The organism is Sphingomonas oligophenolica (assembly GCF_039522915.1).
Lineage (GTDB): Bacteria > Pseudomonadota > Alphaproteobacteria > Sphingomonadales > Sphingomonadaceae > Sphingomonas > Sphingomonas oligophenolica.
This window is the reverse complement of the sequence record NZ_BAAAEH010000040.1, coordinates 35,429-50,940: the sequence shown is the minus strand read 5'-3', so window position 1 is coordinate 50,940 and position 15,512 is coordinate 35,429. Positions and strand designations below refer to the sequence as shown.

Sequence of the window (15,512 nt, the reverse complement as noted above, 5' to 3'; positions counted from 1 at the left end):
AGCGGCGCGTTCCGCCCCTGCGGAACACTGGACCCCGGAACACATCCGGGGTGACGAAAGAAGCTTATGTCCGTCACCGCCAAGATCTGCGGCCTCTCGACGCCCGAAACTCTCGACGCCGCCATCCGCGGCGGGGCGAGCCATGTCGGTTTGGTCTTCTTCCCGCCCTCCCCCCGCAATGTGAGCCGCGAGCGGGCCGCGCAACTTGCCGCGCGTGTTCCGGGCCATGTGACTCGCGTGGGCGTATTCGTCGATCCCGATGACGCCCTGCTCGAAGCCTCGATCGCCGCCGGTGGCCTTCAGGTGCTCCAGCTCCACAGCAGCAGCCCGGCCCGCGCCGTCGCAATCAAGGCGCGCACTGGCCTGGAAGTCTGGGCGGCGGTCGCGGTCAAGACGCGCGCTGACCTCGCCGCGGCCGGTACCTTTACCGGCGCCGCCGACCGCATCCTCTACGACGCCAAGACTCCCCCCGGCGCCGTGATTCCCGGCGGCATGGGCGTCCGCTTCGACTGGAGCCTGCTCCAGGGCGTACGGCACAATCTGCCCTGGGCGCTTTCGGGCGGGCTCGATCCGTTCAACGTTGCTGAAGCGGTGGCGACGACCGGGGCCGCCATGGTCGACGTCTCCTCGGGCGTCGAATCGGCGCCGGGGATCAAGGATGCCGGCAGGATCGCTGCGTTCCTGGCGGCGGTAAAGCAGCTGTAACGCTGCGGACAGCTTAGCTGCCTCGACACCAACGGCGAGGATGCTAAAGCGCCCGCACCATGAATGTCCCAAATTCCTTCCGCGCCCAGCCCGACGATCGCGGGCATTTCGGCGAGTTTGGCGGCCGCTACGTCGCCGAGACGCTGATGCCGCTGATCCTCGAGCTCGACACCGCCTATCGCGCCGCCAAGGCGGACCCGGCCTTCACCGCCGAGTTCGAGGACCTGCTCGAACATTATGTCGGCCGCCCGAGCCCGCTTTATTATGCCGAGCGGCTGACCGAAGCGCTGCGGGAAAGCGCGCCGGAAGGGAAAGGCGCGCAGGTGTGGTTCAAGCGCGACGAACTCAATCACACCGGCGCGCACAAGATCAACAATTGCATCGGCCAGATCCTGCTTGCGATTCGCATGGGCAAGACACGGATCATCGCCGAGACCGGTGCCGGCCAGCACGGCGTCGCCACCGCGACGGTCTGCGCGCGCTTCGGCCTGCCGTGCGTCATCTTCATGGGCGCGAAGGATGTCGAGCGGCAGCAGCCCAACGTCTTCCGCATGAAGCTGCTCGGCGCCGAAGTGATCCCCGTCACGTCGGGCGCGATGACGCTCAAGGATGCGATGAACGAGGCGCTTCGTGACTGGGTCGCGAACGTCCACGACACCTTCTACATCATCGGCACCGCCGCCGGCCCGCACCCCTATCCCGAGCTCGTCCGCGATTTCCAGAGCGTGATCGGCAAGGAAGCGCGCGCGCAGATGCTCGCCCGCATCAACCGCCTCCCCGATCTGCTGGTCGCGGCGATCGGCGGCGGATCGAACGCGATCGGGCTGTTCCACCCGTTCCTCGACGACAAGGATGTCGCGATGCTCGGCGTCGAGGCGGCTGGCCACGGCCTCGACAAGCAGCATGCAGCGAGCCTTGCGGGCGGATCGCCCGGCATCCTCCATGGCAACAAGACCTATCTGCTGCAGGACGAGGACGGCCAGATCGCCGAGGCGCATTCGATCTCGGCCGGGCTCGATTATCCCGGCATCGGCCCCGAGCACAGCTGGCTGCATTCGATCGGTCGGGTCACCTATACCAGCGCGACCGACACCGAGGCGCTGGATGCGTTCCAGCTGCTGTGCCGCACCGAGGGGATCATCCCCGCGCTCGAGCCGAGCCACGCCATCGCCGCCGTCGCCCGGGTGGCACGCGAGATGGACCGCGACCAGATCATCCTGTGCAACCTGTGCGGACGGGGGGACAAGGACATCTTCACCGTCGCCGCAGCACTGGGGGTGAAGATATGACCGCCCTAAAAGCCCTCTCCCCTTCAGGGGAGAGGGTTGGGAGAGGGGGAGTCGTATGCGCGACCCTCGCCTGATCGAATTCGCAAAATCGATGCGCAGCACGCCGACAGAGCCGGAACTTCGCATGTGGCTTGCGCTGCGCGCCAAACGTTTTGCCGGTGTGAAGTTTCGACAACAAAAGGTGATCGGCCCTTACATTGTCGATTTTGCCGCGCGTAGTCCAATGCTCGTGATTGAAATCGATGGAGACCTGCATGCCGGGCGCGATGGCTATGACGCGGACCGAACCAGTTTCCTCGAAAAACAGGGATACAGAGTGCTTCGTTTCAACAATAACGATGTCATGACCAACCTCGAAGGCGTTTTGACAACGCTCGGCGCTGCTCTGGGACAGCCCTCTCTCCCAACCCTCTCCCCTGAAGGGGAGAGGGCTTAAGATGACCCGCCTCTCAGCCGCCTTCGACCGCGCCCGCGCGCAACGCCGCGCGGCGCTCGTCGCCTTCGTCACCGCAGGCGATCCGACCCCCGCCGCCAGCGCCTCGATCCTCGATGCGCTGGTCGAAGGGGGTGCGGATGTGATCGAGCTCGGCATGCCCTTCACTGATCCGATGGCTGACGGCCCCGCCATCCAGGCGGCGAACCTGCGCAGCCTCGCGGCCGGCACCAGGACCGCCGACATCCTCGCCATCGCCAAGGCGTTCCGCAGCCGCCACCCCGGGGTGCCGCTCGTCCTGATGGGCTATGCCAACCCGATGGTCCGCCGCGGCGCGGCCTGGTTCGCCAATGTGGCGCGCGATGCCGGCGTCGACGGCGTCATCTGTGTGGATATCCCGCCCGAGGAGGACGATGCCCTCGGCCCCGAACTGCGCGACGCCGGGATCGACCTGATCCGCCTCGCCACCCCGACCACTGACGCCGCGCGTCTCCCCACGGTGCTCGATGGCGCATCGGGTTTCCTTTATTATGTCTCGGTCGCCGGCATCACCGGGCTGCAACAGGCAGCACAGGGATCGATCGAAAGCGCCGTCGCGCGCCTCAAGGCAGCCACCGATCTGCCGGTCGCGGTCGGCTTCGGCATCCGCACCCCCGACCAGGCAGCGCAGATCGGCCGCGTCGCTGACGGCGTTGTGGTCGGCTCGGCGATCGTCGAGCTGGTCGGCGAACATGGAGAGGATGCGCCGGGGCCGGTCAGCGCCTATATCCGCTCGCTCGCCACGGCGATCGCCGTCGCACGGAAGGAAGTCGTATGAGCTGGCTCACCAGCGTCCGCAACGCCCTCTCGTTCGTCGTCCCCAAAAAGGATGGCGGCGACAATCTCTGGCACAAATGCAAGGGATGCGGGCAGATGGTGTTCCTCAAGGAGCTCGAGGACAACCTCCATGTCTGCCCGAACTGCGACTATCACGAGCGCATCGGGCCGATCCTGCGCTTCAAATATATCTTCGATGAGGGCAGCTATACGATCATCCCCCTGCCCAGGGTTCAGGACGATCCGCTCAAGTTCCGCGACACCAAGCGCTATGCCGACCGGATCAAGGCTGCCCGCACGGCCACTGCCGAGGGCGACGCGCTGATCACCGCGCGCGGCCTGATCGAGGGCCAGAAAGTGGTCGTCGGCGTGCAGGATTTCGCCTTCATGGGCGGATCCATGGGGCTCGCGGTCGGCGAGGCGTTCGTCCGCGGCGTCCAGAACGCGATCGAGGACCGGTGCCCCTATATCATCTTCACCGCAGCCGGCGGCGCACGCATGCAGGAGGGCATTCTCTCGCTGATGCAGATGCCGCGCGCGACCGTCGCGATCCAGATGCTTCACGACGAGGGGCTTCCCTATATCGTCGTGCTGACCGACCCCACCACCGGCGGCGTCACCGCCAGCTATGCGATGCTGGGGGACGTCCAGATCGCCGAACCGGGCGCGCTGATCGGCTTTGCCGGCCAGCGGGTGATCGAGCAGACGATCCGCGAAAAGCTCCCCGAGGGTTTCCAGCGTGCCGAATATCTGCTCGAGCACGGCATGCTCGACATGGTGAAACACCGCAAGGAACTGCGCGCGACGCTCGCCAGCCTGATCGGCTATCTGTGCACGAAACAGGCGGCGTAACCTTCTTCCTCCCCTCCCGCAAGCGAGAGGGGAGGTAATGGACTTCGCCACGTCCACCTCCGGCAAGGTCCAGCGCCAGCTCGATCGCCTCTGGTCGCTCTCCCCCGGTGCCGACATCCTCGGCCTCGAGCGAATCTCTGCGCTGCTCGATCGCCTCGGCAACCCGCAGGAACATCTCCCGCCGGTCCTCCATGTCGCCGGCACCAACGGCAAGGGCTCGACCTGCGCCTTTCTGCGCTCGGCAATCGAAGCCGCCGGCCTGACCGCGCATGTCTATACCAGCCCGCACCTCGTCCGGTTCAACGAGCGTATCCGCATCGCCGGCACGCTGATCGAGGACGAGGCGCTGGCCGCGCTGCTCGAGGAGGTGCTCGACGCCTCGGAAGGAACGGGGGCAGACGGGATCGGCGCGAGCTTCTTCGAGGTGACGACCGCAGCTGCCTTCCTCGCCTTCGCGCGCACCCCGGCGGACGCCTGCATCATCGAGGTCGGGCTTGGCGGCCGGCTCGACGCGACCAATGTCATCGCGCGCCCGCTGGTCACCGGCATCGCGCAGCTTGGCGTCGATCACCAATTCTTCCTCGGCGACACGCCTGAGGAGATTGCGGGAGAAAAGGCCGGGATCGCCAAGCCGGGCGTTCCGCTGGTGACGATGCGCTATCCGGATAAGATAGCAGCGCGCGTCGCCGCCGTTGCGCGCGCCGCGGGCGCGCCGGTCTCGGCGGCCGGCGGCCCATGGCTGTTCGCGACGGATCGCGGCAAGCTGACCTACAAGGACGCCGCCGGCCGTATCGAGACGCCGCTCCCGAGCCTAGCCGGCCCGCATCAGCCGGAAAATCTGGCGCTGGCCATCGCACTGCTGCGCCACCAGAACCGCCTCACCATCCCGCCCGAGGCGTTCCGGGTCGCCGCCGAAACCACGACATGGCCGGCGCGGATGCAACGGCTGGGCACGGGGCCATTGACCGATCTGCTGCCACGAGGGAGCGAACTGTGGCTTGATGGCGGCCATAATCCCGCAGCGGGCACATCGGTGGCCACGGCCCTTCACGATATCCTCCTTGGCGAAGGCCGGGCGAGAAAGGCGAAGCTGGTCCTCGGCATGCTCTCCAACAAGGATCCAGCCGGCTTGCTCGCGCCCTTCGCAGATCTTGCCGACACGCTCCATGCCGTCCCCGTCCCCAATCACGAGCATCACGACCCGGAGTCGCTTGCCGCCGTCGCCCGTACGCTGGGTATCGCGGCCGATGTCGCGCCTGACATCCACGCTGCCCTCAGCGCCATCGCCGCCGACGCAGGCGACGCCCCGGCGACCGTCCTGATCCTCGGCTCACTCTATCTGGCCGGAGAAGTGCTGGCCGCGAATGGCGAGCCGCCTAGCTGATGCCTTATTGCTATTGACTTGCAATAACGAAGCGGCGACGCTGGCGACCAAGCCCATGGAGTCGCCGATCATGACCTCCCGTCCCTCTCAATACTCTGCCCCCGCCCCGATCCAGATGTTGCCGCACGCACTCCCCGCCTGCCCCAACACGCGACTGGCGCTGTTCGCGATACGCCGGATGGGCGCGCACGGCCTGCTCGATGCCCATGCCGCGCATGCAATGGTGAACGGCTTCGGCGAGGGTTTCCGCCGCCCGCTGGTCCTGATGCGCGCCCTGATGACTGATATCGCGACCAGCGCCACCGGCACCGTGGCGATCGCGCCCTGTTGCTGCGCACGGATGACCACGGCCGAGTCAGCGCTGCTGACGGTCCTTGCCCGCGCCGAAACGGCGCCCGACACCGCGGGCCTGCTCCTCGCTGACCTGCTTGGCCTTCGGCGGGTTGATGGCGTCCTCGCGACCGCCACCCTGCTCGCCGCCGCCTTTGCCGACGCCGGTCGCCCTATTCTTTCTTCGAGCCCCTCCCTTTAAGGGAGGGGCCGGGTTTGGTCAGCGCTCGGCCCGCAACGCGCGCAGCTTGTCCATCGCCCAGCGATACATATCCGCCTCCGCCGCACGCTGCTGCCGATCGAGCCGCTTCATCCGCGACTCCACCTCTTCAAGCACCGCGATCGCCTTCTTGTTCCAGCCCTGGTCGATCAGCAGCGCAGCGTAGCGGCACCGCCCTTCCTCGCCGGGCAGCCGCGTGACGAGATCGGCATAGAGTTCCAGCGCCTCTTCCTTGCGGCCGAGAGCCTCGAGGATGCGCGCGCGGAGCAGGGACTGCCGGTCGCGGTCGCTTTGTGCGCTTGCCGGCGGGTTGGCCTCGAGCGTCGCGAGTGCGCCGGCCGCATCGCCCGTCTCATATTCGGCGCGCGCCAGCTTCTCGCCGGTGCGCATGTCGAGCGGCCCGCGCTGGATCGCCTCGCGCAGCAACGGCAACGCCTCGCCATACCGCCCGAGCGCGGCCAGCGCGTCGGCCAGCCTGATGCGGTTCGCCGCGGTATCGGCGAGATCAAGCGCGTCGCGCGCCGCGCGCACCTCGCGCTCGGGGTTGATCGCAGCGACCGCCTTGGCGCGTGCGGTGCGGACATGACGATTGCCCTGCAGCCGCGGATAGACCTCGAGCACGAGATAGGCGATCGTGGCAGGCCCCGGCAGGAACACGAGCGCCATGATCCACAATTGGTTGCGGCCGTTGCGGATCACATCGATGATCAGCATGACCTCGACCGCCATGATCAGGAAATAGGGAATCATCGGGCGTCATGCTCCTCTGGCGCAGCGACGCCATAGCCGCCTAGTTGCGGGCGCCGCGGCGCATGATCTTCAGGCCGCGCTTCCTCGAGCCTCACCCTCGGCGCGGCGGACTGCGACTGGACCACCCACCAGATGATCCGGATCACGATGATAACGGCAATGACGGTCACGGCGTGCCGGGCTCTTCCGCCGCCGGCGGAACGGTAAGCTGCCGGCTCGATCCGGTACGCGCCGTGCGCACCCACTCCAGCGCAACGAACAGCACCGCCAGCAGCCCGACCGCGGCGGTGTAGCGAAACACGACCGCATAGCCCATCGAGTCGAACGCCTCACCGGCGATTCCACGTCCCAGCGACCCGATCAGGAAGGTGAGCGACGACAGCAGCGCATACTGAACCGCCGTGTAATTCTTGCTGACGATCCCCGAAAGATAGGCGACGAAGGCAGCGCCCGCGATGCCGGTCGCGATATTCTCACCCGAGATCGCCAGCAGCAGCCGCACCATGCGCGCGTCCGATCCGAGCATCCCCGCCAGCGCATTGAGCCCGAACAGGTTCGCGACGAAATCGATATGCGCGCCGCCCTCGGCAAGGTCGGCATAAACGAAATTGCCGAGGATCGGCAGGATCGCGCCGATCATCACCGTCGGCAGCCGCCCGAGCCGCGCGAACAGATAGCCGCCCAGGCTGATGCCGATGATCGTCATGAAGATGCCGAACACCTTTGAGGCGAAGGCGACCTCGTCCTTCGAATAATGCAGGAAATCGAGATAGAAGGGAAAGGCAAACGATGCCCAGACATTGTAGCAGAGCGTATAGGTCAGGATCAGCCCGATCACGATCAGCACGCCCCAGCGGAGCCGCGCGCACAGCTCGGCGAGCGGTGCGACGAGCGCCACATAGAGATGGTTCATCGCCGTCCGCCCCGGCGTATGAGTCGGATCGGCGCTTTTCAGGACATGCCGGTCATGGCTCTTCAGCCAGTTCATCGTCGCCGAAACGATGAGTGGCACGACCACGGTCGCAACCACGATCCAGGGCCCGGTCGTCTTCATGAAATCGGATGCGGAAGGCCGCACCGCGCCGGGCGGCAGAGTCTCGAGCATGCTCGTCATGAACCTGCCGATCGAGAAGATCGCCCAGACCCAGCTTATCCCGACGATCGTCAGTGCGATACCGCGCGTCCGCGGGTCGATCGCGCCGGGCTCGGCCAGCGCCTGATAGAGAATCCCCTTTGCCGGACGCTCGGTATCGGGCGCGCGGAAAGCCACGAAGATCATCAGGACGATCAGCCCGGCCATGATCAGATAAACCAGCGGCCAGGATACCCGCGCCGCCAGCACCAGGGCGAGAGCCCCGCCGACGATGCTCGCGATGCGATAGCCGAACTGATAGATTGCCGAGAGCAGTTCCACCGGCGTCTCGACGTCGGAGACATCGATCCGCCAGGCATCGACCGCGACGTCCTGCGTTGCCGACGCAAGCGCCGCGATCACCGCGAAGATCGCGAAGGTCCCGATGTTGGTCACCGGATCAGTCGCGGCAAGCCCGACGAACGCGCCGACCATGATCGCCTGGCACAATACGATCCAGCTTTTGCGCCTGCCTATCCGGTTCAGCAGCGGCAGCTCGAAGCGATCGACCAGGGGCGACCACAGGAACTTGAATGCGTAGGAAAGGCCGATCCACGACAATACGCCAATCGTCGCGAGGTTGATCTTCACCTCGCCGAGCCAGGCATTCAGCGTGCCGATCAGCAACGCGAACGGCAGCCCCGACGAAAAGCCGAACGCCAGCATCGTCGCCGATTTTCGAGTCTGCAGCGCCGTCATCAGCAGGCGGAAGCCCTTTGGCCTTACCTGCACGGTGTCGGTGTCGCTCGTTCCGGTTACCGCCACGCACTGCCCCTTGCTCCGCATCCCGATCGGCGCGAGACTAAGGAACAAAGACAAGGAGGGAAAGGATGAACGCGCCGCTGCTGCGCAATCTCATGCCGACGCCGGGGCAGCTTGCGCTTGCCGCGCAGCTTGCGGCGGGCGGCACGCGGACCAATGCCGGCATCACTTATGTCGACGCATCCGCCTACACCTCGCCGGAGCGGCACGTCGCCGAGCAAGCCGGCATCTTTGCGCATGTCCCTTTGGTCATCGCGCCCTCGGCACTGCTGCCCCAGCCCAACATGGCCGTTCCCCATGACGGCTTCGGCAAGCCGCTGCTGATCGCACGCGACAAGGACGGGAACGCACAGGTCTTCCTCAATGTCTGCCAGCATCGTGGCACGAGGCTGGTCGAGGGCAACGATCCGGTCTGCGCGTCGCGGCTGATCTGTCCTTACCACGCTTGGAGCTACACGCTCGACGGCGCACTTGCCGGCCTGCCGCGCCCCGACAGCTTCCCGCGCCTCGACCGGCACGAATACAACCTCAAGCGCCTCCCCACGCGCGAGGCAGGCGGCCTGATCTGGTTCGCCTTCGACGAAGCGGCCGATTTCGGAGAGGCCGAGGCGCTCGGCCATGATTTCGATGCCTTCGATCTCACCGGCCAGCACCTCTTCCGCCGCCGCACGCATGATGTGGCGGCGAACTGGAAGCTGATCATGGACGCTTTCCTCGAAAGCTATCACGTCCAGCGCCTCCATGCCGCGACGATCGGCCCCTTCTTCAAGGACGGCGTTTCGACCGGCGATCATATCGGCCCGCATCAACGCTCGGCGGTCGGACGCGAGGCAGCGCTGGCGGCGTGCGAAGCGGAGGACTGGCCCACATTGCGCTCGGCGATCACCTACACCTATCAGCTCTTTCCGGGCACGGTGCTGATCGTCAGCCCCGATTACATGAACCTGATGGTGCTGATGCCGCAGTCCGAGGGCCGCGTGCTGGTCGAGGATTTCATGTTGATCCCCGAGGCGCCGGCCACCGACAAGGCGCTGGCGCATTGGGAAAAGAGCTGGAACCTGCTCGATGCGGGCGTCTTCGCGGGCGAGGACTTCCGCGCGGCGGCGCTTGGGCAACAAGGGCTGGCCTCGGGAGCGATCGAGCGGGTGACGCTGGGGACGCTGGAGACGGGGATCAGGAACTTCCACGATGCGGTTGAGGCGAGGCTCTAAATCCTTCTCCCTCCGGGAGAAGGTGGCGCGAAGCGCCGGATGAGGGTGACGTAGGACAAACCGCTCGCCCTCACCCTTCCGTCGCTACGCTCCTCCCTCCCTCTCCCGCCGGGAGAGGGAATTCAGCTACGCCGCCTGATCGAACAGGTTGAATCCGCTCGGCAACCGCTTCGGCTTCCTTCCATCGAGCACAGCCTCGATCACCTGGATCGCCACGAGCAAATCGCGCTGGGCATAGGGCTTCGCCAGGCACCCGACCGCAACGCTCCGCGCGCCTTCGGGGCATGAGCCGGTCACGAACAGCACCGGAATCGACGCTTCGCGTGCGGCATGCGCGACATCCAGCCCGCTGCCATCGGCCAGGCTGATGTCGACCAGAATCAGGTCGACCTCGTCACCGCCGCGAATCACCACCATTGCATCGGCGACGCGGTCGACGGTGGCGACGATCTCGAATTCCGCCTCGCGCAGGAAATGTTCGGTATCGAACGCGACGAGGGGCTCATCCTCGACGATCAGCAACCGCGAAATCCGTCTTTTCTTCTTGCCGAACAACATGGGGCCTGTCCGTGCCTTCTTTTACCGGGCTGTGGGAAGCATCGATCCCGCCGCCTTGTTACGCACCCGTCCCTTAACGCGCGGCATCACGATCCGCCGCAACAATTTTTTTCGCGTATGACAACCGAAAGTCGCTATCAGCGCGGCGTGTCCATTTTTCGCCCTTCCAAGGAGCAGCAGCGCATCGCCAAGCTGCTCGCCCGCGCCGGCGTGGCCTCGCGCCGCGAAATCGAGCGCATGATCGCCGACGGGCGCGTCGCGCTCAACGGCACCGTCATCGATACGCCGGCGACCGTTCTGACCTCGCTCAAGGGCGTCACCGTCGACGGCAATCCCGTCGAAGCCGCCGCGCCGGCACGGCTGTTTCTCTATCACAAGCCGAGCGGCCTGCTCGTCACCGAGCGCGATCCCGGCGGTCGCCCGACCATCTACGACAAGCTGCCGAACGACCTGCCGCGCGTCGTGCCCGTCGGCCGGCTCGATCTCAACACTGAGGGGCTCCTGCTCCTCACCACCGACGGCGAGCTCAAGCGCCAGCTCGAATTGCCGGCAACCGGCGTGGAACGCGCCTATCGCGCCCGTGCCTATGGCCCGGTGACTCAGGCGCAGCTCGAGGAGCTGATCCACGGCGTCGAGATCGAGGGCGTGCGCTACGGCTCGATCAACGCCAATCTCGAACGCCGAACCGGCGCCAATGTGTGGATCGAGATGATCCTCACCGAGGGCAAGAACCGCGAGGTCCGCCGCGTCCTCGAATATCTCGGCCTGCGCGTCTCGCGCCTGATCCGTACTCGCTACGGTCCGTTCGTGCTCGGCGATCTGCCGCCGGGCGAGATCGGCGAGGTGCGCGAGCATGATCTCCTCGCCTTCCGCAAGAACCCGACGAAGAATCCGCCGCCCGAGCAACTGCCGCCCGAGCTCAAGCGCCGCGCGCCGGCGCCGTCTCCAGTGCCCGGCGACCGGCTGAAGCAACCGCGCGGCGTTGCACCGCAAGGCCCGTCGCCTTCAGGGCGCGGCGCATCCGCTGCGCCAAAACCTCCTCGTCCGGCGGACCAGCGCCCCCGGCACACCGAACGCCCCGCCGCCGCCCGAGACGCTCGTCCCGCGCCCGAGGCACCGAAGCGCCCGGCCCGCATCACCCGCGAGGATGCCGCCCGCGCCGATCGCGCGGCCTTCACCGACGCACGCCCGCCGCGCCGCGCACCCGGGGGCGATGCCAAGCGCGCCAACTGGTCGCCGCGCGACAGCCGCCCGGCCGAGGAACGCGCCGCCGGACCGGCGCCCGCCGGGGCGAAACCCAAGCGCTTCTACGACGCCAGGCCGAAACGCGACGCTCGTCCGGGCGCCGCTGCCGAAACCCGCCCCGCGCGCGTCTTCAATCCCGAACTCGGGCGCAACGTCCGCGCCAAACCGCCGCGCCCGCCGCGCGACGCAGCGCCGTCCGACGCCCCCGCCAAGCCAGGCGGCAAGCCTCGGCCCAAGGCAGGCTGGGCGAAGCCCAAGCCCAAACCCCGCACCCGGAAATAATCTATGCGCATCATCGCCGGCCAATGGCGTGGCCGTCCCATCATCGCCCCAAAGGGCGAAGCCACCCGCCCCACGGCTGACCGGATGCGCGAGGCGCTGTTCTCGATGCTCGCCAGCCGCCTCGGCAGCTTCGAGGATCTCGCTGTTGCCGATCTCTTCGCAGGCTCGGGCGCGCTCGGCCTCGAGGCGCTGTCGCGCGGCGCAGCGTCCTGCGTTTTCGTCGAGCAGGACCGTCCCGCCGTCGACGCGCTCAAGGCCAATATCGCCAAGCTCGGCGCAAAAGCCGATGTGCGGGCCCAATCAGTGCTGGCGCTGCCGCCGGCGACCAAGCCTTATGACCTGATCCTGATGGACCCGCCTTATGGCACCGGCGCTGGCGCGGTGGCGCTCGACAAGCTCGGCCGGCTCGGCTGGGCTGACGAGTCGACCTGGATCAGCATCGAGACCGCGAAGAACGAGACGGTCGAGGTCGAGGGTTTCGCCACTGACGTGGAGCGCGTCCATGGCAAGGGCAAGATCACGCTGCTGCGACGCGCCTGACCCCCGGGGAGCCAGCCAGGGCCAACGCTACCAGGCTGACCAGCGCAGCGCCGCTGGCATAATAGCCCACAGGCGCCAGCCCGCCCCAGCTCGCCAGCGCCGTCGCGACCACCGGCGTCAGTCCTCCGCCCAGCACGCCGGCCACGTTGAACGCCATCGACACGCCGGTGTAGCGCACGCGCGGCGGGAACAGGCTCGGCAGCCAGGCGCCGAGCGGCCCATAGACGAAGCCCATCAGCATCAGCGCCACCGCCAGATAGACGAACACCAGCAGCAGCGATCCGCTGCCCATCATCGGCGCCATCACGTAGCCTATGCCGATCGTGGCGACACAGCCTCCCATCAGCACGCGCCGCTCATCCCAGTGCCGGTCGGCGAGCCAGGCCGAGGCGACGATCCCGAGCGCCATGAACAGGATCGCGCCGAGCTGAACGGCGAGAAATGGCTGGGTCGCATAGCCGAGCGTCTTGGTGCCGTAGCTGAGCGCGAAGGCGGTCGAGATATAATAGAGCGCAAAGCAGGCCACCGCGCCGAACGTCCCGATCAGCAACGGCCCGGGATGCAGCCGCACCAGCTCGGCCAGCGGCACGCGCGGCGGCGGCGCCTCGGCGAGCGACGCGGCGAATTCGGGCGTCTCGGCCAGCCGCAACCTGATCCACAGCCCCACGCCGACCAGCAGGGCGCTCAGCGCGAAGGGAATCCGCCAGCCCCAGTCGTGGAACTGGGCCGGCGTCAGCCACAGCCCGAGCAGCAGGAACAGCCCGTTGGCCGCGATGAACCCGACCGGCGCGCCGAGTTGCGGGAACATGCCGTAGCGCGCGCGCCACCCCGGCGGCGCATTCTCGACCGCAAGCAGCGCTGCCCCGCCCCATTCGCCGCCAAGCCCGAAGCCCTGGCCGAAGCGCAGCACGCACAAGGCGAGCGGCGCGATCCAGCCGGCACTGGCATAGCTCGGCAGGAACGCGACCAACGTCGTCGAGATGCCCATCGTCAGCAGCGAGGCGACCAGAGTCGATTTCCGCCCGACCCGGTCGCCGAAATGCCCGAACACAAGCGAGCCGACCGGCCGCGCCACGAACGCAACCGCAAGCGTCGCGAAGGCCAGCAGCTGCTGCGCCGCGGGCGATGCGCTCGGAAAGAACAGGGCGCCGAACACGAGCGAGGCGGCGGTCGCGTAGATATAGAAATCGTAGAATTCGATTGCCGTCCCGATCAGGCTCGCCAGCAACACGCGGCGGTGGGTGGACATCGAATGCGGTGCGGTGGCTGCGGCGTTCATGCCGGTACCATAACAAACGGCACGGGCTTGTCGAATGGCGCTTCTCGCCGGCCCTTCAGCGCGCGCCGAATGCGTCGAGCAGAGTCAGCAACAGCCAGTAGAGACCGCCCGAGAGCAGCATCGCCGCCGGCAGCGTCATCACCCAGGCAAGCGCCATATTGACGATCGTCCGCGCCCGCAGCCCCGATCCGTTCGCAACCGATGCGCCGGCGACGCCGCTCGACAGGATATGCGTGGTCGAGACCGGCAGCGCAAACTGGTCGGCAAGCATGATGGTCACCGCCGCGACCAGCTCGGCCGAGGCGCCCATGCCGTAGGTGAGATGGCTCTTGCCGATCCGCTCGCCGACCGTGACGACGATCCGCTTCCAGCCGATCATCGTGCCAAGGCCGAGCGCGATCGCGACGATGATCTTCACCCAGAGCGGGATGTAGCGCGTGCCCTGCTCGAGCCCCTTCAGATAGGAGCCGATCGTCTTCAGCTCGGCCGGCGAGAAGGTCGCCGCCGCTGCCTTGTCCTTCACCACCAGCTGCGCCGTGCCGTGCACCAGATACATGTCGTTGCGCAGATTGGGCGTCGCCTTGGCCGGCACGTTGCCGAGCGAGCCGTAATTGCCGATCCGCTGGCTCACGTCGCGCGAGAGCACCGCGATCGCGCTATAGGCGGCCGGATTGGCCGCCTGCCGGGCCTCGAGCACATGGGTCAGCACCGCGCGCGCCTCGGGAAGGTCAGCCACCGCCGCATCGCCGCCATGCGCCGAAAACGCATTCGCCGCCGCGGTCGCGGTCTGGACGAAGGCCGGAGTCGCGCTCGCCGGCACCGTCCGGTTGAGCGCATAGGCGGTCGGCGCGCAGCCGATCAGGATCAGCATGATCAGCCCCATGCCCTTCTGCCCGTCATTGCTGCCATGGAAGAAGGAGACGGCGGTGCAGGTCGCGATCAGGGTGGCGCGGATGCCGCGGGGCGGCGGGGCATTGCCCTCAGGCTCGCGGTAGAGCTTCGGGCTGCGCAGCACGAGCTTCATCAGCAGCAGCAGGAGCAACGAGCCGACAAACCCGACCAGCGGGCTGAACAGCAATGCCGAAAGCACTTTCTCCGCCTGCGCCCAGTCGACGCCCGAGGTGCCGCTGGTGCTCGCCGAGATCAGCTGGTTGGCGAGGCCGACGCCGAGGATCGAGCCGATCAGCGCATGGCTCGACGAATTGGGCAGGCCGACGAACCAGGTCGCGAGATTCCAGATCACCGCCGCCAGCAACAGCGCGAAGATCATCGCAAAGCCCGAATTGCTGCCGACATGCAGGATGAGGTCGACCGGCAGCAAGGTCACGATCGAATAGGCGACCGCCCCGCTCGACAGCATCACGCCCAGGAAATTGAAGAACCCCGACCAGACGACCGCGAGCGGCGCCGGCATCGAATGGGTGTAGATCACGGTCGCCACCGCATTGGCGGTGTCGTGGAACCCGTTCACGAACTCGAAGCCGAGCGCGATCAGCAGCGCCAGCCCGAGGAACAGGAACACCCCCATCGCCATCGTCTCGCCGACCTGCGCGGTATCGACGAAGATGCTGAACCCGGCATAAGCGAGCGCGCCGAACAGCACCGCCAGGAAAGCCCAGCGGCCCGCGCGTGGCAATGATGTGTCGAGCAGGGGCCCGTGTGGTGCGCGCGCGGCCGACTCGGGCAGCGCAGAATAGGTTGTTGCCATGGCGCCCCTCGCTTCG

Annotated in this window: 16 protein-coding genes; 10 read left to right on the top strand and 6 right to left on the bottom strand. The window is 67.0% G+C overall.

Going from position 1 to position 15,512, the window contains the following annotated elements:
- Positions 1 to 66 precede the first annotated feature (66 nt).
- The 7 genes from ABD050_RS20085 to ABD050_RS20055 all read left to right on the top strand — a co-directional run bounded on the left by ABD050_RS20085 (position 67) and on the right by ABD050_RS20055 (position 6,011).
- On the top strand, positions 67 to 705 hold the full coding sequence (locus tag ABD050_RS20085; RefSeq protein WP_343891285.1) for a phosphoribosylanthranilate isomerase: 639 nt from the start codon (positions 67 to 69) through the stop codon (positions 703 to 705).
- A 59-nt stretch (positions 706 to 764) separates the two neighbouring features.
- Positions 765 to 1,994: a tryptophan synthase subunit beta gene (trpB, locus tag ABD050_RS20080; RefSeq protein WP_343891284.1), complete on the top strand. Its 1,230-nt coding sequence runs from the start codon at positions 765 to 767 to the stop codon at positions 1,992 to 1,994.
- A 55-nt stretch (positions 1,995 to 2,049) separates the two neighbouring features.
- Positions 2,050 to 2,430, top strand: a complete 381-nt coding sequence (locus ABD050_RS20075; protein ID WP_343891283.1) for an endonuclease domain-containing protein — start codon at positions 2,050 to 2,052, stop codon at positions 2,428 to 2,430.
- 1 nt (position 2,431) lies between these two features.
- Positions 2,432 to 3,244 (top strand): tryptophan synthase subunit alpha, encoded by an 813-nt coding sequence (trpA, locus tag ABD050_RS20070; RefSeq protein WP_343891282.1) that lies wholly within the window; start codon positions 2,432 to 2,434, stop codon positions 3,242 to 3,244.
- Positions 3,241 to 4,095, top strand: coding sequence for an acetyl-CoA carboxylase, carboxyltransferase subunit beta (gene accD, locus ABD050_RS20065; protein ID WP_343891281.1), 855 nt, complete (start codon positions 3,241 to 3,243; stop codon positions 4,093 to 4,095). Before trpA ends, accD begins: the two co-directional genes overlap by 4 nt.
- Before the next feature lie 37 nt (positions 4,096 to 4,132).
- The gene (locus tag ABD050_RS20060) at positions 4,133 to 5,479 is read left to right on the top strand and encodes a bifunctional folylpolyglutamate synthase/dihydrofolate synthase (RefSeq protein ID WP_343891280.1); all 1,347 of its coding nucleotides are present in this window, start codon (positions 4,133 to 4,135) and stop codon (positions 5,477 to 5,479) included.
- Positions 5,480 to 5,549: 70 nt separating this feature from the next.
- Positions 5,550 to 6,011, top strand: coding sequence for a DUF6628 family protein (locus ABD050_RS20055; protein ID WP_343891279.1), 462 nt, complete (start codon positions 5,550 to 5,552; stop codon positions 6,009 to 6,011).
- An 18-nt stretch (positions 6,012 to 6,029) separates the two neighbouring features.
- Here ABD050_RS20055 and ABD050_RS20050 read toward each other — a convergent pair whose 3' ends face one another.
- Genes ABD050_RS20050 through ABD050_RS20040 form a run of 3 tightly spaced genes read right to left on the bottom strand, consistent with a single transcriptional unit; the run spans position 6,030 to position 8,676 of the window.
- Complete coding sequence (locus tag ABD050_RS20050) at positions 6,030 to 6,779, bottom strand: tetratricopeptide repeat protein (protein ID WP_343891278.1); 750 nt, start codon at positions 6,777 to 6,779, stop codon at positions 6,030 to 6,032.
- Complete coding sequence (locus tag ABD050_RS20045; protein ID WP_343891277.1) at positions 6,776 to 6,949, bottom strand: hypothetical protein; 174 nt, start codon at positions 6,947 to 6,949, stop codon at positions 6,776 to 6,778. The genes ABD050_RS20050 and ABD050_RS20045 overlap by 4 nt, the downstream gene beginning before the upstream one ends.
- A complete protein-coding gene (locus ABD050_RS20040) occupies positions 6,946 to 8,676 on the bottom strand; it encodes an AmpG family muropeptide MFS transporter (protein WP_343891276.1) in 1,731 nt (576 codons plus the stop codon). The genes ABD050_RS20045 and ABD050_RS20040 overlap by 4 nt, the downstream gene beginning before the upstream one ends.
- Positions 8,677 to 8,741: 65 nt before the next feature.
- Between ABD050_RS20040 and ABD050_RS20035 the strand changes: the two genes are divergently transcribed.
- Entirely contained in the window at positions 8,742 to 9,884 is a 1,143-nt protein-coding gene (locus ABD050_RS20035; RefSeq protein WP_343891275.1) for an aromatic ring-hydroxylating oxygenase subunit alpha, read from the top strand.
- Positions 9,885 to 10,010: 126 nt separating this feature from the next.
- On the opposite strand, the gene ABD050_RS20030 is transcribed toward ABD050_RS20035, so the two are convergent.
- Positions 10,011 to 10,442, bottom strand: coding sequence for a response regulator (locus ABD050_RS20030; RefSeq protein ID WP_343891274.1), 432 nt, complete (start codon positions 10,440 to 10,442; stop codon positions 10,011 to 10,013).
- A 147-nt stretch (positions 10,443 to 10,589) separates the two neighbouring features.
- On the opposite strand from ABD050_RS20030, the gene ABD050_RS20025 reads away from it, so the two are divergent.
- Together ABD050_RS20025 and rsmD are read left to right on the top strand one after the other, a co-directional pair.
- On the top strand, positions 10,590 to 11,969 hold the full coding sequence (locus ABD050_RS20025; RefSeq protein WP_343891273.1) for a pseudouridine synthase: 1,380 nt from the start codon (positions 10,590 to 10,592) through the stop codon (positions 11,967 to 11,969).
- A gap of 3 nt (positions 11,970 to 11,972) precedes the next feature.
- The gene (rsmD, locus tag ABD050_RS20020; RefSeq protein ID WP_343891272.1) at positions 11,973 to 12,509 is read left to right on the top strand and encodes a 16S rRNA (guanine(966)-N(2))-methyltransferase RsmD; all 537 of its coding nucleotides are present in this window, start codon (positions 11,973 to 11,975) and stop codon (positions 12,507 to 12,509) included.
- On the opposite strand, the gene ABD050_RS20015 is transcribed toward rsmD, so the two are convergent.
- Entirely contained in the window at positions 12,487 to 13,788 is a 1,302-nt protein-coding gene (locus ABD050_RS20015) for an MFS transporter (RefSeq protein WP_343891270.1), read from the bottom strand. The two genes, rsmD and ABD050_RS20015, sit on opposite strands and share 23 nt — an antisense overlap.
- Before the next feature lie 55 nt (positions 13,789 to 13,843).
- Positions 13,844 to 15,496 carry an inorganic phosphate transporter gene (locus tag ABD050_RS20010; protein WP_343891269.1) on the bottom strand — a complete coding sequence of 551 codons (1,653 nt, stop codon included), beginning with the start codon at positions 15,494 to 15,496 and terminating at the stop codon, positions 13,844 to 13,846.
- Positions 15,497 to 15,512 lie beyond the last annotated feature (16 nt).